This is a genomic window from Streptomyces sp. NPDC047130 (assembly GCF_040643475.1).
Taxonomy (GTDB): domain Bacteria; phylum Actinomycetota; class Actinomycetes; order Streptomycetales; family Streptomycetaceae; genus Streptomyces.
Map to the genome: position 1 here is coordinate 1 of NZ_JBEYUK010000004.1, position 20,377 is coordinate 20,377.

The 20,377-nt window shown below is 73.3% G+C and carries 15 protein-coding genes and 1 rRNA gene; 9 read left to right on the plus strand and 7 right to left on the minus strand.

Features of this window, described 5'->3' with window-relative positions; all coding sequences use genetic code 11:
- The first annotated feature begins 143 nt into the window (after window positions 1-143).
- Window positions 144-260, plus strand: a 5S ribosomal RNA gene (gene rrf / locus ABZ836_RS07410).
- Window positions 261-397: 137 nt separating this feature from the next.
- On the opposite strand, the gene ABZ836_RS07415 is transcribed toward rrf, so the two are convergent.
- The 5 genes from ABZ836_RS07415 to ABZ836_RS07435 are packed head-to-tail and all read right to left on the minus strand — an operon-like array spanning window position 398 to window position 6,020.
- Window positions 398-1,708: a DUF58 domain-containing protein gene (locus ABZ836_RS07415; RefSeq protein ID WP_361140316.1), complete on the minus strand. Its 1,311-nt coding sequence runs from the start codon at window positions 1,706-1,708 to the stop codon at window positions 398-400.
- Window positions 1,708-2,730 (minus strand): MoxR family ATPase, encoded by a 1,023-nt coding sequence (locus tag ABZ836_RS07420; protein WP_356138582.1) that lies wholly within the window; start codon window positions 2,728-2,730, stop codon window positions 1,708-1,710. Before ABZ836_RS07420 ends, ABZ836_RS07415 begins: the two co-directional genes overlap by 1 nt.
- Window positions 2,727-4,022, minus strand: a complete 1,296-nt coding sequence (locus ABZ836_RS07425) for a DUF4350 domain-containing protein (RefSeq protein ID WP_361140319.1) — start codon at window positions 4,020-4,022, stop codon at window positions 2,727-2,729. Before ABZ836_RS07425 ends, ABZ836_RS07420 begins: the two co-directional genes overlap by 4 nt.
- Complete coding sequence (locus ABZ836_RS07430; RefSeq protein ID WP_361140322.1) at window positions 4,019-4,753, minus strand: DUF4129 domain-containing protein; 735 nt, start codon at window positions 4,751-4,753, stop codon at window positions 4,019-4,021. The genes ABZ836_RS07425 and ABZ836_RS07430 overlap by 4 nt, the downstream gene beginning before the upstream one ends.
- 4 nt (window positions 4,754-4,757) lie before the next feature.
- Entirely contained in the window at window positions 4,758-6,020 is a 1,263-nt protein-coding gene (locus tag ABZ836_RS07435; protein WP_361140325.1) for a glycerophosphoryl diester phosphodiesterase membrane domain-containing protein, read from the minus strand.
- Between the two features lie 191 nt (window positions 6,021-6,211).
- Here ABZ836_RS07435 and mtnA point away from each other — a divergent pair, with 191 nt between their 5' ends.
- From mtnA to ABZ836_RS07470, 7 genes are all read left to right on the plus strand, one after another.
- Window positions 6,212-7,303, plus strand: a complete 1,092-nt coding sequence (gene mtnA, locus ABZ836_RS07440; protein ID WP_361140329.1) for an S-methyl-5-thioribose-1-phosphate isomerase — start codon at window positions 6,212-6,214, stop codon at window positions 7,301-7,303.
- Between the two features lie 137 nt (window positions 7,304-7,440).
- On the plus strand, window positions 7,441-8,130 hold the full coding sequence (gene mtrA, locus ABZ836_RS07445; protein WP_277350888.1) for a two-component system response regulator MtrA: 690 nt from the start codon (window positions 7,441-7,443) through the stop codon (window positions 8,128-8,130).
- A gap of 1 nt (window position 8,131) precedes the next feature.
- The gene (mtrB, locus tag ABZ836_RS07450) at window positions 8,132-10,303 is read left to right on the plus strand and encodes an MtrAB system histidine kinase MtrB (RefSeq protein WP_361140332.1); all 2,172 of its coding nucleotides are present in this window, start codon (window positions 8,132-8,134) and stop codon (window positions 10,301-10,303) included.
- Between the two features lie 85 nt (window positions 10,304-10,388).
- Entirely contained in the window at window positions 10,389-12,272 is a 1,884-nt protein-coding gene (locus tag ABZ836_RS07455; protein ID WP_361140853.1) for an LpqB family beta-propeller domain-containing protein, read from the plus strand.
- 108 nt (window positions 12,273-12,380) lie between these two features.
- Entirely contained in the window at window positions 12,381-13,148 is a 768-nt protein-coding gene (locus ABZ836_RS07460) for a ComF family protein (RefSeq protein ID WP_361140335.1), read from the plus strand.
- Between the two features lie 366 nt (window positions 13,149-13,514).
- Entirely contained in the window at window positions 13,515-14,213 is a 699-nt protein-coding gene (gene raiA / locus ABZ836_RS07465) for a ribosome-associated translation inhibitor RaiA (RefSeq protein ID WP_356138567.1), read from the plus strand.
- Window positions 14,214-14,425: 212 nt separating this feature from the next.
- On the plus strand, window positions 14,426-15,172 hold the full coding sequence (locus tag ABZ836_RS07470) for a response regulator transcription factor (RefSeq protein WP_356138565.1): 747 nt from the start codon (window positions 14,426-14,428) through the stop codon (window positions 15,170-15,172).
- A 69-nt stretch (window positions 15,173-15,241) separates the two neighbouring features.
- Here ABZ836_RS07470 and ABZ836_RS07475 read toward each other — a convergent pair whose 3' ends face one another.
- On the minus strand, window positions 15,242-16,429 hold the full coding sequence (locus tag ABZ836_RS07475) for a crosslink repair DNA glycosylase YcaQ family protein (RefSeq protein WP_361140339.1): 1,188 nt from the start codon (window positions 16,427-16,429) through the stop codon (window positions 15,242-15,244).
- A 140-nt stretch (window positions 16,430-16,569) separates the two neighbouring features.
- Window positions 16,570-17,139, minus strand: coding sequence for a GNAT family N-acetyltransferase (locus tag ABZ836_RS07480; RefSeq protein WP_361140342.1), 570 nt, complete (start codon window positions 17,137-17,139; stop codon window positions 16,570-16,572).
- 322 nt (window positions 17,140-17,461) lie between these two features.
- On the opposite strand from ABZ836_RS07480, the gene secA reads away from it, so the two are divergent.
- The gene (gene secA / locus ABZ836_RS07485; protein ID WP_356138559.1) at window positions 17,462-20,272 is read left to right on the plus strand and encodes a preprotein translocase subunit SecA; all 2,811 of its coding nucleotides are present in this window, start codon (window positions 17,462-17,464) and stop codon (window positions 20,270-20,272) included.
- Window positions 20,273-20,377: the final 105 nt, after the last annotated feature.

The window sequence follows — 20,377 nt, forward strand, 5'->3', positions numbered from 1 at the left end:
GTTGATAGGCCAGATCTGGAAGCCCGGTAACGGGTGGAGGTGACTGGTACTAATAGGCCGAGGGCTTGTCCTCAGTTGCTCGCGTCCACTGTGTTGGTTCTGAAACCACGAACAACCTTTTGCCGGTTGTTGTTTCATAGTGTTTCGGTGGTCATAGCGTAAGGGAAACGCCCGGTTACATTCCGAACCCGGAAGCTAAGCCTTACAGCGCCGATGGTACTGCAGGGGGGACCCTGTGGGAGAGTAGGACGCCGCCGAACAATTATTGGGAAAGCCCCCGCACCGTTATGGTGCGGGGGCTTTCTGCATTTCCGGGGAGTTTATCGTCGCGTATGGGTGTGGTGGGGGAAGGAGAAGGGGGGTGCCCGTGCCGGGCGCCCCCTTCTGCGTTTGCGTGTCAGAGCCGGCCCGCTGCCTTCAGGGCGAGGTACGCGTCGGCCAGGGCCGGCGCGAGTTCGTCGGGCGGGGCGTCGACGACGGTGACGCCGTGGCGGCGGAGCTGTTCCGCGATCCGGTGGCGTTCCTCCTGGGTCTGTGCGGCGGAGGCGGCGTCGTAGACGGCTTCCGGAGTGCCGCGGCCCTTGGCCATCTCGGCGACGTGCGGGTCGGAGACGGAGGCGACCAGCAGGGTGTGCTGCTGGGTGAGGCGGCTTAGGACAGGCAGCAGGCCTTCTTCCACGGCGGCCCGGTCCAGGCTCGTGAGGAGGACGATCAGGGCCCGCCGGGGTGCCGCCGCCAGGGCGGCGGTGGCCAGGCCCCGGGCATCGGTCTCCACCAGCTCGGGTTCCAAGTTGGCCATGGCCGTGACCACGGCGGCGAGCAGGTCGTCCGCCGAGGAGGACTGGACGCGGGCGCGCACGCGACGGTCGTAGGCGAGGAAGCCGACCCGGTCGCCGGCCTTGGTGGCCAGCGCGGCCAGGAGCAGGGCCGCGTCCATGGAGGAGTCCAGGCGGGGGGCGTCGCCGACGCGGCCCGCGGAGGTGCGTCCGGTGTCGAGGACGAGGTGGACGTGACGGTTCCGCTCGGGGCGCCAGGTGCGGAGGGCCACGGTCTGGCGGCGTGCGGTGGCCCGCCAGTCGATGGAGCGGGTGTCGTCGCCGGGGACGTACTCGCGCAGGCTGTCGAACTCGGTGCCCTCTCCGCGGGTGAGGAGGCTGGTGCGGCCGTCGAGCTCCCGGAGGCGGGCCAGTTTGGACGGCAGGTGCTTGCGGCTGTGGAACGGCGGCAGGACCCGCACCGTCCACGGGACGTGGTGACTGCTCTGGCGGGTGAAGAGGCCCAGCGGCCCGTAGGAGCGGATGGTCACCCGGTCCGGGGTGCGGTCGCCGCGGCGGGTGGGGCGCAGACGGGTGGTGACCCGGCGGCGTTCCCCGGCGGGCACGTCGATGACGTGGCGGGACGCGGCGGACTCGGTGCCCGCCGGCCAGCTGCTGGGCGGCCAGGCGTCCCGGAGGCGTCCGCGGAGCGGGCGGCGGGACGGATTGGTGACGGTGAGGGTGACCTCGGCGGTGTCGCCGAGGCGGACCGAGGTGTCGCCGGAGCGGCTGAGGCGCAGACGCCGGACGGGGGCGGCCAGCGCGAAGTCGCAGGCGCAGGCCGCCGCCAGGGTGCCGTTCACGGCGAGGACGCCGGTCCAGCTGGGCTCCAGCAGCCCGACCGGGAGCGATCCGATGGCCGCCAGGAGGGCGGCCCGTCCGGTGAAGCCCATCAGCGCGGCACCGGGACCTGGGCGAGGACGGCGGTGATGACGGAGTCGGCGGTGACCCCTTCCATCTCGGCCTCCGGCCGCAGCTTGACCCGGTGGCGCAGGGTGGGCAGGGCCAGGGCCTTCACGTCGTCGGGGATGACGTAGTCACGGCCGGTGAGCCAGGCCCAGGCGCGGGCCGTGGAGAGCAGGGCGGTCGTGCCGCGCGGGGAGACGCCGAGGGCCAGGGAGGGCGACTCGCGGGTGGCGCGGCAGATGTCGACGACGTAGGCGGCTATGTCGGGCGAGACGGTGGTCTTCGCGACAGCCGTGCGGGCGGCCTCGAGGTCGGCGGCGGTGGCCACCGGGCGGAGGCCGGCGGCGGACAGGTCGCGGGGGTCGAAGCCGGCGGCGTGCCGGGTGAGGACGGAGATCTCGTCCTGCCGCGACGGCAGCGGAACCGTGAGCTTGAGGAGGAAGCGGTCGAGCTGGGCCTCCGGCAGCGGGTAGGTGCCCTCGTACTCGACGGGGTTCTGGGTCGCGGCGACCAGGAAGGGCTCGGGCAGGGGGCGCGGGGTGCCGTCGACGGTGACCTGGCGTTCCTCCATGGCCTCCAGCAGGGAGGACTGGGTCTTGGGAGGGGTGCGGTTGATCTCGTCGGCGAGCAGCAGGTTGGTGAAGACCGGGCCCGGCTGGAAGGAGAACTCGGCGTTGCGGGTGTCGTAGACCAGCGAGCCGGTGACGTCGGCGGGCATCAGGTCGGGGGTGAACTGGACGCGCTTGGTGTCCAGTCGCAGGGAGGCCGCCAGGGAGCGGACCAGGAGGGTCTTGGCGACTCCGGGGACGCCTTCGAGGAGGACGTGGCCGCGGCAGAGCAGGGCGACGACCAGGCCGGTGACGGCCGGGTCCTGGCCGACGACGGCCTTGCCGATCTCTGCCCGCAGGCTCTCCAGGGCGGCCCGCGGGTCGCCGGAGGTCCCGGTGGTTCCGGCGTCGGGCTTCTGCGTCCAGGAGCCGGGGGTGATGTCAGCGGTCGGGTCCGTCATGGACGGCTTACCTCTCTTTCGAGGGCGTCGAGTCGGTCGGCGAGGGAGACGAGGGCCGCGTCGTCGCCGGGCGGCGGGCCGAAGAGGAGGTCCTGGACCGCGGCGGCCCGGACCGGGTCGCCGATGTGGGCGGTCACCGCGGGCAGCAGGGCCTCCGCGGTGTGGGCCCGGGCGGCGGGGACGCCGGTCAGCGGGGCCAGGCGCAGGCGGGTGGCCGTGCGCAGGGCCTCCGCCGCCCGGTCGCGGGCCCTCGCCGCGTGGTAGAGGCGGGCGCGGCCCTCGGTCGTCTCGGAGGCGCGGACGACCACGGGGAGCCGTTCGGCGACGAGCGGGCCGAAGCGGCGTCCGCGCCAGAAGGCGGCGACGACGGCGGCGAGGAAGAGCTGCAGGGAGCCCCAGAGCCAGCCGGACGGCATCAGGTCGAAGAACCCGCGCGGCTCCTCGCCGGCCGCGGCCGAGGCGTCGGCGAGGGAGGGGATGTACCAGACGAGGTCGGGGTGGGCGCCGAGGACGTTCAGGGCGAGGGAGGCGTTGCCGTGCTCGTCGAGGCGGTCGTTGGTGAGGAAGACCGGTGAGCCGAGGACCAGCGTGTCGCCGCCGGAACCGGTGGAGGGGTCGCCGGGGACGCGGACCAGGGTGGGGAGGCCGTCGCTGAGGTAGCAGGCGTCGGCGTCCGGGGCGGTGACGTGGTAGCGGACGTCCGTGGTCTCGGCGGTGCCGGCCCGCTCGGCGGGAGGGAAGGAGCAGGACGGGGCGGCGGTCTCCTCGAAGGCCGGGGTGGCGTCGGCGGTGACCTGGGGCGCCAGGGTCTGGGTGGAGACGTCGGGGGCCACCAGCACCAGCCGGGCGCCGGAGCCGTCGACGGCCTCCCGCAGCCTGGTCTGCTGGCCCGGGGTGAGCAGGTCGGGCACGGCGACCAGGAGGGTGGTGTCCGGTCCCGCCGCGGCGGTGGCCTGGGCGAGGGTGGTGACGACCCGGGTGTCGACGCCGTGGCCGCGGAGGATCTCGGCGACGGCGCGGGCGCCGGTGGGGCGGGGGGAGCGGGGGTCGAGGGGGCCGTGGTCCGACGAGCGGGAGGCGGCCAGGGCGACGCCGGCGACCAGGAGGACGACCAGGCCGAGCAGGACGCCGCGGCCGCGGGTCCACAGCTGGCGTGCGGTGGGCGCGGTGGAGGTGCTCGCGGCCGAGGCGCCGGCGGCAGGGGTCTTACCGGTGGCGGTCTTCCCGGTGGTGTCCGCAGCGGCGGTGTCCGCGGTGGTGCTGTCCGCGGTGGTGCTGGAGGTGGGGGTCATACGGCGGCTCCCGGGCTGGTCCAGCCGTCGGCGGCCGGTGCGGCGTCGTCGGTGAGCAGCGGCTTGGCCTTGCGCAGGTCCTCGTCGAGGCGGGCGGTGCGCCGGTAGGCGTCCTCCACGGCGGTGCGGCCGCCGTAGGTGACGTCGTCGAAGTCGTAGGCCGCGGTGCGCAGGCCCGCGGTGTGGGCGGGGAGGACCCGGCCGGCCTCGGCGGCCGCCTCGTCCGCGGTGCGTCCGGGGCGGGCGTCGAGGAGGGCGCGTTCCTCGAGGGAGCGGAACAGGGCGCGGGTCCGTTCCTGGACGGCCTGGGACCAGTCGCCACGGGCGGCGGCCTCCTCGGCGGCACGGCGGTGTTCGGCGGCGCTGCGCGGGCCGTCCGTGAAGAGCGCCTCGTCCTGGGCCGGCCGTGTCCTGCGGGCCGGGAGGCCGAGGCGGGCGACCAGCAGGCCCAGCACGACCAGGACGCAGCTGAGGATGATCCACAGGCCGGTGTCGCCGCCGGGTGCCACGGAGGACGCCCGGTCGAGGATGTCGGAGATGCCCTCCCAGATCCACTTCAGGGCGCGTTCCAGCAGCCCCGGGTCGTCCTGGTGGTAGACGCCCTTCGACAGTTCCCGCTCGGCCTCCTCCCGCGCGGGGTCGCGCGGGAGGGTGACCGGGGGTTCACCGTCGGCGGACGTGGTGTGCGCGGCCGCGCGGAAGGCGGCCGGGATTCCCCCCGCCCAGCTCACCCCATCAGCTCCCCGTGCCCGGGGCGACGCCGGCGGAGCGGGCGAGATCGAGGTCGAGGGCCTCGCGGCGGATGCGGCGGTCGATGTAGAGCAGCACGGCCACGCCCGCGCTGACCGGCAGGGTGATCGTCTGGGCGATCATGCCGCCGATGCTGACGAACAGGTAGTACGTGACGCCGTAATCCGTCGGGTCGCTGCCGAAGAAGGCGCCGGCCGAGAGGCCGTCGAGGCTCAGGCCGAGGATCTCGAACGGGATGGCCAGGATGAAGGAGACGACGCCGGTGATGACGGCGGTCAGCAGCATGATGCCGAAGATCCGCCACCAGGAGTCCTTCACCAGGGCGGTGGAGCGGGCCATGGCCTGGCGGATGGGCTGCCGTTCGAGCATCAGGGCGGGCGGGGCCAGGCACCAGCGGAAGTTGAGCCAGGTCACCAGGGGGAGCGCGGCCAGCGTGCCGAGGAAGATGAGCCCGACGCCGCCGGCGGCGGAGCCGCCGAAGCCGACCAGGATGCCGGGGAGGAGGCAGACGGCAAGCACCGCGAGCAGGATCAGCGGGATCAGCGCGGTGAGGCCGAGCATGCGCCAGATCTGGTGCCTGGCGTTCTCCCAGGCGTGCCGCACGGTCGCCGGCCGGCCGAGGACCGCCTGGCTGGTCACCGGGGTGAGCAGGGCGGTGGCGGCGGTGGTGCCGAGGAGGCTCACCAGGAGCAGGGCGCAGTAGGCGATGAGGGTCTGGCCCATCAGGGAGGCGATGTCGTCGCCGTCGAGGGAGGCCGGGTCCGCGGTGAGGGTGGTGCTGATCTCGTCGAGGAGGAAGAGGGTGGTCAGCAGGGACAGGCCCTGGGTGACCACGGCGACGACGAGGGAGATGCCGAGGACCGGCCGCCAGTAGGTGCGCATGGTGGTGACCGCGCCGTCGAGGATCTCGCCGAGGCCGAGGGGGCGGAGCGGGATCACGCCGGGCTTGGGCGCGGGCGGGGGTCCCCAGGGTGCGCCGGGCGGGCCGTAGGGGCCGCCGCCGTACGGGCCGCCCTGCGGGGGGACGCCGGGCTGCGGGGCGCCCTGGTACTGACCGCCCGGGTACTGGCTGCCCGGGTACTGGCCGCCACCCTGGTGGGCGCCGTCCTGGTAGGGGCCGCCGGGGGCGGGCTGCGGCGGGACGGCGGGCGGGGGCTGTTCCTTGGACCACTGGCCGCCCGGCCGGCCGCCGCTGGGGTCGTCGGCCGGAGACGATCCGGGCGAGGTCCAGCCCGGAGAGTCGTTCATCGTCGCTCCTTCAGGGTGCTGCCCGCGGGTCACGGCGCAGGTCAGGTCATCGTGCCATGTGCACGGCGGAGCACGGGTGGGCCGGGGAGGACCGAGACGGGACCGAGACAGGACCGGTGCGTCGACGAGAAGGCCGCCTCGCCCGCTTTCTCGGTCTTCTTGCCGCGCCGGATCCGGGGAAGACTGACGGCATGGCTGATCACGGCGCGCGACCCGACGACGGTGGACGGACCGACGGCATACCCATGATCCCAGCGCTGCGCTGGGACGAACCCCCGGAGGGGCCGGTCCTGGTGCTCCTCGACCAGACCCGGCTGCCGGCCGAGGAGTCCGAGCTGGTCTGCACGGACGCGTCCGCGCTCGTCGCCGCGATCCGTTCGCTGGCCGTGCGCGGGGCGCCGCTGCTGGGGATCGCGGGGGCGTACGGGGTGGCGCTGGCGGCGGCGCGCGGGTTCGACGTGGAGCAGGCGGCCGCGGCGCTGGCGGGGGCGCGGCCCACCGCGGCGAACCTGGAGACGGGGGTGCGGCGGGCGAAGGACGCCTACGACGCGGCCCTGGCGGCGGGCGGTGACGCGGCGGCGGCCGCGCTGCGGGCGGCGCGGGCGCTGCACCGGGAGGACGCGGAGGCGTCGGCGGTGATGGCGGAACGGGGGCTGGCGCTGCTGGACGAGTGGCGGCCGGGTGGCGGGCACCGGATCCTGACCCACTGCAACACGGGGGAGCTGGTGTCGGGCGGTGAGGGCACGGCCTTCGCGGTGGCGCTGGCCGCGCACCGGGCGGGGCGGCTGCGGCGGCTGTGGGTGGACGAGACCCGGCCGCTGCTGCAGGGGGCGCGGCTGACCGCCTGGGAGGCGGCGCGGCAGCGGATGGCGTACACGCTGCTCGCCGACGACGCGGCGGGCTCGCTGTTCGCGGCCGGGGAGGTGGACGCCGTGGTGGTGGGCGCGGACCGGATCGCGGCGGACGGGTCGGTGGCCAACAAGGTGGGGACGTACCCGCTGGCGGTTCTGGCGCGGTACCACCATGTGCCGTTCGTGGTGGTGGCGCCGTGGACGACGGTGGACGTGGGCACGCCGGACGGGGCGTCGATCGAGGTGGAGCAGCGGGCCGGCCGTGAGGTGACCGAGATCGGGGGCGCGGTGGTCGCGCCGCTCGGCACGCAGGCGTACAACCCGGCGTTCGACGTGACCCCGCCGGAGCTGGTGACCGCGCTGGTGACGGAGCGGGGGGTGCTGTCGCCGGTGACGGCGGAGGGGGTCGCCACGCTGGAGGGCCGGGCGTAAGGTCCCGCGAGGCGCCCCGGTACACCGGGCGCGCACGGTTCCGGCGCCGCCCGCAAGGGGTTGCGGGTGCCCGCTCAGGGGGACCGACACACGTGACCTCGCTCACCAAGCGTCCCGGTCACCGTTATCGGAATGGGATGATGTGGTTTATGAAGGGACGAGTCCTTGTCGTCGATGACGACACCGCACTGGCCGAGATGCTCGGAATCGTGCTGCGAGGGGAAGGCTTCGAGCCTGCGTTCGTGGCCGACGGCGACAAGGCGCTGGCCGCTTTCCGGGAGGCGAAGCCCGATCTGGTGCTGCTCGACCTGATGCTTCCCGGCAGGGACGGCATCGAGGTCTGCCGCCAGATCCGGGCCGAGTCCGGCGTGCCGATCGTGATGCTGACGGCGAAGAGCGACACCGTGGACGTGGTGGTGGGCCTGGAGTCGGGGGCCGACGACTACGTGGTCAAGCCGTTCAAGCCGAAGGAGCTGGTGGCCCGTATCCGGGCGCGGCTGCGGAGGTCGGAGGAGCCCGCTCCGGAGCAGCTGACCATCGGCGATCTGGTGATCGACGTGGCCGGGCATTCGGTGAAGCGGGACGGGCAGGCGATCGCGCTGACGCCGCTGGAGTTCGACCTGCTGGTGGCGCTGGCCCGCAAGCCGTGGCAGGTGTTCACCCGTGAGGTGCTGCTGGAGCAGGTGTGGGGGTACCGCCACGCCGCCGACACGCGCCTGGTCAACGTGCACGTGCAGCGGCTGCGGTCCAAGGTCGAGAAGGATCCGGAGCACCCGGAGATCGTGGTGACCGTGCGTGGTGTCGGCTACAAGGCCGGACCCAGCTGACATGCCGAAGGCTCTGCTCGCGGGCGGACTGCTCCAGGGCGGCGTCCAGGGCAGTCCGGTCCTGAGGCTCGTGCTGCGCTGGGTGCGCCGGCCGCTGCTTCCGGTCATACGGCTGTGGCGGCGCAACATCCAGCTGAAGGTCATCGTCACCACGCTGCTGATGTCGCTGGGCGTGGTGCTGCTGCTGGGGTTCGTGGTGATCGGGCAGGTCCGCAACGGCCTGCTGGAGGCCAAGGTGAGCGCGGCGCAGAGCCAGGCCGTGGGCGGTTTCGCCGCGGCCAAGCAGCGCGCCGACGAGGTGGCCGGGCTGGCGTCCGGCGCCGGGGCGGCCGAGGCCGCGGGCGAGGGGGAGACGGTCTCCCCGAGCCCGATCGAGTGGACCAGCAACCTGGTCGACTCGCTGTCCAGCGGCGGGCAGGGCGCGTTCGACGTGGTCACGCTGCCGGTCGCCGACGCGTTCGCCAGTCCGCGGTCCTCCGGCACCGTCGACCCCGACGCCTCCATACCCAAGGGCCTGCGGGAGCGGCTGGAGAGCAGCCCGCAGGCCTCGCAGAGCTACACGCGGGTGGTCTACGAGGCGGGGGACTCCCAGCCCGCGCTGGTCATCGGCAAGCAGATCAACGACCCGGACGGCGAGCCGTACCAGCTGTACTTCCTCTTCCCGCTCACCCAGGAGGAGAAGTCGCTGAGCCTGGTGAAGGGCACGCTGGCGACCGCCGGGGTGTTCGTGGTGGGGCTGCTCGGGGCCATCGCCTGGCTGGTGGTGCGTCAGGTGGTCACGCCGGTGCGGATGGCCGCCGGGGTCGCCGAGCGGCTGTCGGCCGGGCGGCTCCAGGAGCGGATGAAGGTCACCGGCGAGGACGACATCGCGCGGCTCGGCGAGGCCTTCAACAAGATGGCGCAGAACCTGCAGCTGAAGATCCAGCAGCTCGAGGACCTGTCGCGGATGCAGCGGCGGTTCGTCTCCGACGTCTCGCACGAGCTGCGCACCCCGCTGACCACCGTGCGGATGGCGGCGGACGTCATCCACGAGGCGCGGGCCGACTTCGACCCGGTGACCGCGCGGTCGGCGGAGCTCCTCGCGGACCAGCTCGACCGGTTCGAGTCGCTGCTGGCCGACCTGCTGGAGATCAGCCGGTTCGACGCGGGCGCGGCCGCGCTGGAGGCGGAGCCGACCGACCTGCGGGACGTGGTGCGGCGTGTGGTGGGCGGCGCGGCGCCGCTCGCCGAGCGCAAGGGCACCCGGATACGGGTGGTCGGGGACCGGCAGCCGGTCGTCGCCGAGGTCGACCCGCGGCGGGTGGAGCGGGTGCTGCGGAACCTGGTCGTCAACGCGGTGGAGCACGGCGAGGGCAAGGACGTGGTGGTGCGGCTGGCCGCGGCGGGCGGCGCGGTCGCCGTCGCGGTGCGCGACTACGGCGTGGGGCTGAAGCCGGGCGAGGCGACCCGGGTGTTCAGCCGGTTCTGGCGGGCCGACCCGGCGCGGGCCAGGACCACCGGAGGCACCGGTCTGGGGCTGTCGATAGCTCTGGAGGACGCCCGGCTGCACGGGGGCTGGCTGCAGGCATGGGGCGAGCCCGGTGGCGGTTCGCAGTTCCGTCTGACGCTGCCGCGCACCGCGGACGAGCCGCTGCGGGGTTCGCCGATACCGCTGGAGCCGCGCGACTCGCGGCAGTCCCGCCGCTCCCGTGAGGCGGCGCGGGCCCGGCAGGCCGTGGACGCGTCCGGTGCGGTCTCGGCGTCGGCCGGCGGCGGTGCCGGGGTGCCCGTCCAGCCGGCCGGGGACCGGCTGCCGCCGCGGGGGGCGTCGGTGGTGCGGCAGCACGGCCCGGTGGCCGACCCGGCCGCCCTGCCCGGCAGCAGCGCGCGGGTGGTGTCCCGCCCGTCGGTGCCCGTCCAGCCGACCGGGGACCGGCCGGTGGCCGGGAGGACGGGGGACGGCGAGGCCGGAGGGGGGTCCGGAAGGACGTTCGGAGGGGGGACCGGAGGGGCGTCCGGTGCCGGAGGCGGGCCGGGCGGCGGCTCCGGCCGGGGTGCCGGTGGCGGTTCTGGTGGTCCCGGTGGTTCCGCCGGTGGCCGGACGGACGGCGGTACGGACACGGCGGGGCCGCGAGGGCCGGAAGCCCGGCCGGACTCGGCGGCGGAGCAGGAAGAGGCGACTCGTGGGGGCTGAGAACGTGGGGAAGGGCCGCGGTCGCGGGGGGCGGACCGTCGTGGCCGCGGCGTGCGGGGTGGTGCTGCTCGCCGGGTGCGCCTCGATGCCGGACGGCGGGCACCTGCAGGACGTGGAGTCCACGCCGCGGCAGGACACGCAGGTCCGTGTCTTCGCCGTGCCCCCGCGCCCGGGGGCCACGCCGGAGCAGATCGTGCAGGGGTTCCTGGAGGCGCTGACCAGTGACGACCGGCAGTACGAGACGGCACGGAAGTACCTGACGCCCCGCACCGCCCGGACCTGGCGGCCGGAACGGTCGATCACCGTCCTGGCCAACGGACCGACCCCGCTGCCCGGGCTGCCCGGCCCGCGCGAGAACCCCGACGAGCTCAACTACACGCTGGCCGGCACCAGGGTCGCGCTGGTGGACTCCCAGCAGGCGTTCCGGCAGGCCGACGGCGAGTACCAGGAGGTCGTCACCCTGCGCCGGGACACCGAGGACGGGGAGTGGCGCATCGACCAGGTGCCCCGGGGCGTCGTCATGGGCCAGTCCGACTTCGCCCGCAACTACACCTCCGTCAACCGGTACTACTTCCCGGCCGGCACCGAGGACGGCGGTCGGGCCGCAGCCGTGGCGGATCCGGTGCAGGTGCGCAAGGTGGACCCGCTGACCGGGATCGTGCGCGCGCTGCTGGCCGGGCCCACCGACTGGCTGGCTCCGGCCGTGCGCACCGCGTTCCCCGCCGGGACCGGGCTGCCCCGGGGCGTGCGCTCGCTGGCGCCGGACGACGAGGGGCGGCTGACCGTCCCCCTCGACAAGGACGCCGGGCGGGCCGGCCACAACGCCTGCGAGGAGATGGCGGCGCAGATGCTGCTGACCCTCCAGGACTACACCCCCACCGGCGTGAAGTCGCTGGAGCTGACCTCGGGCGGGCAGCGGCTGTGCGGGGTCGACGAGCAGCGCGCCGAGCTGTACGCGCCGTACGGCAGGACCCATCCGCCGGACTACCTGTACTTCGTCGACGGCGAGCACCGCCTGGTGCGTATCCCCGCCGAGTACCAGCCCGTGCCGGAGCTCAAGGCGGAGAAGGACGAACCGGCCGACGAGGACGCCGGGCCCGGCCCGGACGAGACGGGCGACGGCCAGGACCCCGGAGCCTCCGCCTCGCCCGACGAGGACGACGCCGCCGCCGAGGACGCCGCGCGGGCCGAGGCGGCGGGCGTCGAACCGGTGCCGGGCGCGTTCGGCGAGGGGAAGACGCCGCTGCGGTCGGTGGCCGTCTCCCGCGACGAGCAGAGCGCCGCCGGTGTCCACCTGGACGGCAGCCGCCTGTACGTCGGACCGCTGACGGAGGACGGCGAAGGCGTCGGCCGGCCTGTGCTGAAGAGCGCGGGCGCGTCGGAGAGCGACCGGCTGACGGCGCCGAGCTGGGACGCGCACGGTGACCTGTGGATCGCCGACCGCGACCCGGACGCGCCGCGGCTGCTGATGCTGCCGGGCGGTGGGGGCAAGCCCGTGGAGGTACAGGTCCCGCAGCTCGACGGCCGGATCGAGGAGGTCCGGGTGGCCGGCGACGGCGTGCGGATCGCGCTGGTGGTCGCCAAGGGGAACAAGCGGTCCCTGTGGGTCGGGCGGATCGAGCGCGGGGGCACCCAGGACCGGCCGGTCGTGGCGGTGCTGGACCCGCGTGCCGTCGCGCCCCGGTTCCAGGACGTCACCGCGATGTCCTGGGCGGGCGCCGGCCGGCTGGTCGTCGCCGGACGGGAACAGGGCGGCGTGCAGCAGATGCGGTACGTGCGCGTCGACGGTTCGGCGGCCGTCGGTATGGCGCCGGCCGCGCTCTCCGGCGTGCGGGAGATCGCCGCGTCGGAGGACGAGGAGTCGCCGCTGACGGTGTACTCGGGGACCGACGGGCTCGTCCGGTTGCCGTCCGGGGCGCAGTGGAAGCAGATCGTCACCAAGGCCATGAGTCCGGTATATCCCGGCTGAGCGCCGGGGCCGGAAGTTGTCCACAGGGGTGCGGGCGGGAGTCGTCCGCACCCCTCGGGTTTTCCACAGGCCTGCCCGGAGAGCGTCGTCCGGGCGCACAGTGGCGGCATGAGGGACTGGTGGCGAGCACTCGCCGAACTGATGCTGCCCGGTGAGTGCGCGGGCTGCGGGGCGCCGCGCACGGTGCTCTGCGAGGAGTGCCGGCGGGCGGTGTGCCGCGGTTCGCCCCGGCCGGTGCGGCCGGGCAGCGCCCCGGACGGACTGCCGCCGGTGTGGGCCGCCGTGCCGTACGCCGACGCGGTGCGGTCGGTGCTGCTCGCGCACAAGGAGCGCGGGGCGCTGCCGTTGGCGGCTCCGCTGGGTGAGGCGCTGGCCGCGGCGGTGCGGGCCGCGCTCGCGGGGGCCGCCCCCGATGCCGCCCCCGATGCCGGTGCGGATCCGGGGGCCCTCGGGGAGGCGGCCGCCAGGGACGGGCCGGTGGTGCTGGTGCCGGTGCCGTCGGCGCGGAGTGCGGTGCGGCGGCGGGGGCACGATCCGGCGCGGCGGATCGCCCTGGCTGCGGCGGCGGTCCTGCGCGGTGCGGGGACGCCCGCGCGGACCGCTGCGGTGCTGCGGCAGCGGCGGGCGGTGGCCGACCAGGCGGGACTGCCCGCAGCGGCGCGGCTGGCCAATCTGGGCGGCGCCCTCGAACTCAGGCCCGGCGGGGCGCACCTGCTGCCCATGAGGGGGCGGTTGCTGGTGGTCGACGACGTGACGACCACCGGTGCCTCGGTCGCCGAGGCCGCGCGCGTCCTGCGGAAGGCCGCCGAAACAAAAGGAACACCCGTTCCCTTTGCCGCGGCCGTTGTCGCGGGGTCACCAACTTTCTTCGCTTGAAACCGGAATCGAATGAAATTCTCCTCGTGCACGCCATTGGTTGAATCACCAACGGAACACCTGGTGACCAGCGGATACGACAGGGTTAATTCGTCGGAACGGAGGTATGTGGCGGTAACGGGTGACGACATCAGGCCGGGCGAGATATGTTCGGTAGTGAGGGAAAAGGCGCAGGCCATGCCCCTCCTGTCGCAATGCCGAGCCGCGGGAATCGAGTCCCGTCCCGGGTGTCCGGGATGGTCGACGCGCCTGCGGGGGAGGAGGAGGTGGAGTCACCGAGTCCGGGGTTCCGGTGCCGATCCGGAACCTGGTGCGAATGGGAGATGTTCCGCCGGTGAGGCGGGCGATCCGGGAACGGAGTTCTGCGTGGACATCGTCGTCAAGGGCCGCAAGACCGAGGTGCCCGAGCGGTTCCGTAAGCACGTGGCCGAGAAGCTGAACCTGGAGAAGATCCAGAAGCTCGACGGCAAGGTGATGAGCCTCGACGTCGAGGTGTCCAAGGAGCACAACCCGCGTCAGGCGGACCGCAAGGACCGCGTGGAGATCACGCTCCGCTCCCGCGGGCCGGTCATCCGGGCGGAGGCGTCGGCCAGCGACCCCTACGCCGCTCTGGACCTGGCGGCGGAGAAGCTGGGGGCCCGGCTGCGCAAGCAGCACGACAAGCGGTACACGCGGCGCGGAGTGGGCCGGGTCTCGGCCGCCGAGGTGGCCAGCCACGTGCCGGACGCCGCGACCCTCGACGCCACCGGTGCGGTGGTGCCGTCCACCGAGGAGCCGGAGGCGGTGCCCACCAAGCGCATCGGCTCGCTGGAGATCCAGGGCGACGGCCCGCTGGTGGTGCGCGAGAAGACCCACACCGCCGCTCCGATGAGCCTCGACCAGGCGCTCTACGAGATGGAGCTGGTCGGCCACGACTTCTACCTCTTCGTGGACTCCGAGACCAAGGAACCCAGTGTCGTCTACCGGCGGCACGCCTACGACTACGGCGTGATCCACCTCCGCACCGATCCGATGATCGGGGGCGGCGAGCCCTCCCCCGACGCGGGCGGGACGCTCGGCGGCTGACCGCCCGGAGGAGCCCGGTGTGCCCCTGGGGCGCGTGCGACGCGCCCTCAGGGGCACCGGTGTGCGCCCCCGTGCGACGGGCGCGGCGGTGCGACCGGACCGTCCGCCGGTCCGGGCATGGAATCATGGCCACACGGCCCAACGGGCTGTTCACCGCCGCAGGTTGACGCGGCGGCGGGACGGACAGGCCTCAGCCTCATGGGGGAGGAACGATGGTGGACACCTTCGGACCGATGCGGGACGGGGGCGCCGGCGACCGTACGCCCGGCGGCGAACCGGCCGCGGAGGGAGGGCGCTCGGAGCCCATCCGGGTCCTGGTGGTGGACGACCACGCGCTCTTCCGGCGCGGCCTGGAGATCGTGCTGGCCGCCGAGGAGGACATCCAGGTCGTGGGCGAGGCCGGGGACGGGGCGGAGGCCGTGGACAAGGCCGCCGACCTGCTGCCCGACATCGTGCTGATGGACGTCCGCATGCCGCGCCGCGGCGGGATCGAGGCCTGCACCTCCATCAAGGAGGTCGCCCCCAGCGCCAAGATCATCATGCTGACGATAAGCGACGAGGAGGCCGACCTCTACGACGCGATCAAGGCCGGCGCCACGGGCTACCTGCTCAAGGAGATCTCCACCGACGAGGTGGCCACCGCCATCCGCGCGGTCGCCGACGGACAGTCGCAGATCAGCCCGTCGATGGCCTCCAAGCTGCTCACCGAGTTCAAGTCGATGATCCAGCGCACCGACGAGCGGCGCCTGGTGCCGGCGCCCCGGCTCACCGACCGGGAGCTGGAGGTGCTCAAGCTGGTCGCCACCGGGATGAACAACCGGGACATCGCCAAGGAGCTGTTCATCTCCGAGAACACGGTCAAGAACCACGTCCGGAACATCCTGGAGAAGCTGCAGCTGCACTCCCGCATGGAGGCCGTGGTGTACGCGATGCGGGAGAAGATCCTCGAGATCCGCTGACGCCCGTGCGCGAGACGCCTCCGGGCGGGCCGTGGCCGGGGCCGGGGTTCGGACCCTCGTCCGGCCGGTTCAGGCCGTGAGCGCGGCGAGTTCGGCGATCAGGGGCTCGCGGAGTTCCGGCGCGTCCACGCGTTCCAGGCGGACGTCGGCGCAGTCCACCCAGCCCGCCGCCTCGACCAGGGCGCGGGCCACGTCCGGGACCGCGCGGCGGTTCGCCAGGGTCACCTGCCGCGCCACCAGCGTGCGGCCGGCCCGCGCCGGGTCCACCCGGCCCACCAGCCGCCCGCCCGCCAGCACCGGCATCGCGAAGTAGCCGTACACCCGCCGGGCCTTGGGCACGTACGCCTCCAGCCGGTGGGTGAAGCCGAAGATCCGCTCGGTGCGCGGACGTTCCCAGATCAACGAGTCGAACGGGGAGAGCAGCGTGGTGCGGTGGCGGCCGCGCGGCGCGGTCGCCAGGGCCGCCGGGTCGGCCCAGGCCGGGCGGCCCCAGCCCTCGACGTCGACCGGGACCAGACCCGAGTCGGCGAGCACGGCGTCGACCTGATCGGCCCTCAGGCGGTGGTAGTCGGCGATGTCGGAGCGCGTGCCGACACCCAGCGCCTGCCCGGCCTGCGCGACCAGGCGGCGCACGCACTCGGTGTCGTCCAGGTCGTCGTGGAGGAGGTCGCCGGGGATCGCGCGTTCTGCGAGGTCGTAGACCCGCTTCCAGCCGCGGCGCTCCACGCAGACCACCTCGCCGTACATCAGCGCGCGTTCCACCGCCACCTTGGAGGCGGACCAGTCCCACCACTCGCCGGTGCGCTTGGCGCCGCCGAGTTCGGTGGCGGTCAGCGGGCCCTCCGCGCGGAGCTGCTTGATCACCTGCTCGTACGAGCCCTCGGGGAGGTCGTGGTGCCACAGCGGGCGGGCCCGGTAGGCGCGGCGGCGGAAGGCGAAGTGCGGCCACTCCTCCAGGGGAAGGACGCAGGCGGCGTGCGACCAGTACTCGAACGAGTGGGGACGGCCGTCGCGGTCCCTGTTCCAGTACGCCGCCTCCACGGTCCCCCGGCCGACGGCGCCCAGGCGGGCGTACGGGACGAGTTCGTGCGAGCGGGCCAGGACGGAGATGGTGTCCAGCTGGACGGCGCCCAGGTGCCGGAGCATGCCGCGCACGCCGGAACGTCGGTCGGGGGCGCCGAGCAGGCCCTGGGCGCGGAGGGCGATGCGGCGGGCCTCGTCGGCGGAGAGGGTGACGGTGGGGTGCGGACCGGTCATGGGGCGCCACGATAGAGGGTGGCGCCGACAGCGGGGGGGCGCCTTGGAGCGACTGCCGCGCGCGGAGCGCCCCCGCCGAGCCTCAGCCCGCGCCTTTGTCGCGCCCCGCGCCTCCGGCCCTGCCCTTCGGCCCCGCCGCGTCAGTGCGGGGCGTCCTGCGGCAGGAGGGAGGCGATCCAGGCGTCGTGGCGCGTGCCGCCGCTGACGAGCGCCTGGCGCAGCACGCCCTCCTGGACGAACCCGCAGCGCTCCGCGACCGCGCGGGAGGCGGTGTTGCCGACCCCGGCACGCCACTCGACGCGGGCGGCGCCCAGGTCGGTGAAGGCCCACCGGCACAGCGCGCGGGCGGCCTCGGTGACGTGACCGCGGCCGCGGTGCTCCTTCACGGACCAGAAGCCGATCTCCACCGTGTCCTGGCCGCGCACCTTCAGACCGAGCATCGCGACGAACGGCCCCTCCCGGCGCTCCGGGCCCCCTGCCGCGGCCTCCTCGGCGAGGTAGGCGCCGAAGACGTACTCGGTGTCGGCGGCCCAGGCCTCGGGCACGTACACCCCGACGAAGGCGCGGGCGTGCTCCGGCAGGTAGGGGGAGGGAACGGCGGTCCAGCGCCGGATGTCGGGGTCCTGGCAGGCGGCGAGGACCGCGCGGGCGTCCCCCGGGGCCGGCGGTCGCAGGATCAGACGTTCGGTGGTGAGGATGACGGGTTCCATCGCCCGAGGATGCGGGACGGGCGGGCGGGGGGCCAGAGGTTTTCCGCCACCGGTGGCGCCCCGGTGACATCCGTGGCGCGGGAGGCGTTTTCCGGCAATTCGGTCGGCCGTCGCGGCACTATCCGCCACTCCCGCACGTTGTGTCCTGTGGGAAGCAGCTCGCGGCGGTCCCGTGCCGCGAGGTTCTCCGTTCCACGAGGGCGAGGCCAGACCTCCCGGCGTGGCGGGGTCCTCGCATACGATGGCCGTTGCTCACCAGTATCAGTAGGCCAGTACCAGCAAGCGACCGTCCCAGGCCCGACCGGCAAGGAGACCAGCCCCCGTGTCCGTCCTCTCGAAGATCATGCGTGCAGGCGAAGGCAAGATCCTGCGCAAACTGCACCGCATTGCGGACCAGGTCAACTCCATCGAAGAGGACTTCGTCAACCTCTCCGACGCCGAGCTGCGGGCCCTCACCGACGAGTACCGCCAGCGGTACCAGGACGGCGAGAGCCTGGACGACCTGCTCCCCGAGGCGTTCGCCACCGTCCGCGAGGCCGCCAAGCGCGTCCTCGGCCAGCGGCACTACGACGTGCAGCTCATGGGTGGCGCCGCCCTCCACCTCGGCTACGTCGCCGAGATGAAGACCGGTGAGGGCAAGACCCTCGTCGGTACCCTCCCCGCCTACCTCAACGCGATCTCCGGCAAGGGCGTCCACCTGATCACGGTGAACGACTACCTCGCCGAGCGCGACTCCGAGATGATGGGCCGGGTCCACAAGTTCCTGGGCCTCGAGGTGGGTTGCATCCTGGCGAACATGACGCCGGCCCAGCGCCGCGCGCAGTACGCCTGCGACATCACCTACGGCACCAACAACGAGTTCGGCTTCGACTACCTGCGCGACAACATGGCGTGGTCGAAGGAAGAGCTGGTGCAGCGCGGCCACAACTTCGCCATCGTCGACGAGGTCGACTCGATCCTGGTGGACGAGGCCCGTACCCCGCTGATCATCTCCGGTCCGGCGGACCAGGCCACCAAGTGGTACGCCGACTTCGCCAAGCTGGTCACCCGCCTCAAGCGCGGTGAGCCCGGCAACCCGCTGAAGGGCGTCTCCGAGACCGGCGACTACGACGTCGACGAGAAGAAGCGCACGGTCGCGATCCACGAGTCCGGCGTCGCCAAGGTCGAGGACTGGCTGGGCATCGACAACCTCTACGAGTCGGTGAACACCCCGCTGGTCGGCTACCTGAACAACGCCATCAAGGCCAAGGAGCTCTTCAAGAAGGACAAGGACTACGTCGTCATCGACGGCGAAGTCATGATCGTCGACGAGCACACCGGCCGTATCCTCGCCGGCCGCCGCTACAACGAGGGCATGCACCAGGCGATCGAGGCGAAGGAGGGGGTGCCGATCAAGGACGAGAACCAGACCCTCGCCACGATCACGCTGCAGAACTTCTTCCGCCTCTACAGCAAGCTCTCCGGCATGACCGGTACGGCCATGACCGAGGCGGCCGAGTTCCACCAGATCTACAAGCTCGGCGTGGTGCCGATCCCGACCAACCGGCCGATGATCCGCAAGGACCAGTCCGACCTCATCTACCGCACCGAGGTCGCCAAGTTCGACGCGGTGGTCGACGACATCGCCGAGAAGCACGCCAAGGGCCAGCCGATCCTGGTCGGTACGACCTCGGTGGAGAAGTCCGAGTACCTGTCGCAGCAGCTCTCCAAGCGCGGCGTCCAGCACGAGGTGCTGAACGCCAAGCACCACGAGCGCGAGGCGGTGATCGTCGCCCAGGCCGGCCGCAAGGGCGCCGTCACGGTCGCCACCAACATGGCCGGCCGTGGTACCGACATCAAGCTGGGCGGCAACCCCGAGGACCTCGCCGAGGCCGAGCTGCGGCAGAGGGGCCTCGACCCCGAGGAGCACATCGAGGAGTGGACCGCCGCCCTTCCGGCCGCCATGGAGCGCGCCGAGGCCGCGGTCAAGGCGGAGAAGGAGGAGGTGGAGCGCCTCGGCGGCCTCTACGTCCTCGGCACCGAGCGGCACGAGTCGCGCCGTATCGACAACCAGCTCCGCGGCCGTTCCGGCCGTCAGGGCGACCCGGGCGAGTCCCGTTTCTACCTGTCGCTGGGCGACGACCTGATGCGGCTGTTCAAGGCGCAGATGGTCGAGCGCGTGATGTCCATGGCGAACGTGCCGGACGACGTGCCGATCGAGAACAAGATGGTCACCCGGGCCATCGCCTCCGCGCAGTCGCAGGTCGAGCAGCAGAACTTCGAGGCGCGCAAGAACGTCCTCAAGTACGACGAGGTGCTCAACCGGCAGCGCGAGGTCATCTACGGCGAGCGCCGCCGCGTCCTGGAGGGCGAGGACCTGCGCGAGCAGATCCACCACTTCATGGACGACACCATCGACGCGTACGTCGCCGCGGAGACCGCCGAGGGCTTCCCGGAGGACTGGGACCTGGACCGCCTGTGGGGCGCGTTCCGCCAGCTGTACCCGGTGAAGGTCACCGTCGAGGAGCTGGAGGAGGCGGCCGGCGAGCGGGCCGGCCTGACCGCCGACTTCATCTCCGAGTCCATCAAGGACGACATCCACGAGCAGTACGAGGCGCGTGAGACGCAGCTCGGCTCCGAGATCATGCGTGAGCTGGAGCGCCGGGTCGTGCTGTCGGTCCTGGACCGCAAGTGGCGCGAGCACCTCTACGAGATGGACTACCTCCAGGAGGGCATCGGCCTGCGGGCGATGGCCCAGAAGGACCCGCTGGTCGAGTACCAGCGCGAGGGCTTCGACATGTTCACCGCCATGATGGAGGGCATCAAGGAGGAGTCCGTCGGCTACCTGTTCAACCTGGAGGTCCAGGTCGAGCAGCAGGTCGAGGAGGTCCCGGTCTCCGACGCCGCGCCGTCGCTGTCCAAGCAGGACGCGGTTCCGGCGGGCGCCCGCCCGGAGATCCGCGCCAAGGGCCTGGAGGCGCCGCAGCGGCCGGACCGGCTGCACTTCTCGGCGCCGACGGTCGACGGCGAGGGCGGGGTCGTCGAGGGCGACTTCACCAGCGACGGTGAGCCGGTGCGGTCCGCCGCGGACGGTCTGACCCGTGCCGAGCGGCGCAAGCAGGCCAAGGCCTCGGGGCGTCGCCGCAAGAAGTGACGACCGCCGGCCGGTGACGGCCGGGAGGTGACCGCAGGGGCCGGACGCGCGCAGCGTCCGGCCCCTGCGCGGTCCCCGGCTCCGGTGTCCGTTCCGGCCCGTGGC

Coding starts and splice junctions, on each gene's coding strand:
- ABZ836_RS07415 (WP_361140316.1), bottom strand. CDS start 1,708: ATGGGCTTCACCGGACGGGCCGCCCTCCTGGCGGCCATCGGATCGCTC.
- ABZ836_RS07420 (WP_356138582.1), bottom strand. CDS start 2,730: ATGACGGACCCGACCGCTGACATCACCCCCGGCTCCTGGACGCAGAAG.
- ABZ836_RS07425 (WP_361140319.1), bottom strand. CDS start 4,022: ATGACCCCCACCTCCAGCACCACCGCGGACAGCACCACCGCGGACACC.
- ABZ836_RS07435 (WP_361140325.1), bottom strand. CDS start 6,020: ATGAACGACTCTCCGGGCTGGACCTCGCCCGGATCGTCTCCGGCCGAC.
- mtnA (WP_361140329.1), top strand. CDS start 6,212: ATGGCTGATCACGGCGCGCGACCCGACGACGGTGGACGGACCGACGGC.
- mtrA (WP_277350888.1), top strand. CDS start 7,441: ATGATGTGGTTTATGAAGGGACGAGTCCTTGTCGTCGATGACGACACC.
- mtrB (WP_361140332.1), top strand. CDS start 8,132: ATGCCGAAGGCTCTGCTCGCGGGCGGACTGCTCCAGGGCGGCGTCCAG.
- ABZ836_RS07455 (WP_361140853.1), top strand. CDS start 10,389: ATGCCGGACGGCGGGCACCTGCAGGACGTGGAGTCCACGCCGCGGCAG.
- ABZ836_RS07460 (WP_361140335.1), top strand. CDS start 12,381: ATGAGGGACTGGTGGCGAGCACTCGCCGAACTGATGCTGCCCGGTGAG.
- ABZ836_RS07470 (WP_356138565.1), top strand. CDS start 14,426: ATGGTGGACACCTTCGGACCGATGCGGGACGGGGGCGCCGGCGACCGT.
- ABZ836_RS07475 (WP_361140339.1), bottom strand. CDS start 16,429: ATGACCGGTCCGCACCCCACCGTCACCCTCTCCGCCGACGAGGCCCGC.
- ABZ836_RS07480 (WP_361140342.1), bottom strand. CDS start 17,139: ATGGAACCCGTCATCCTCACCACCGAACGTCTGATCCTGCGACCGCCG.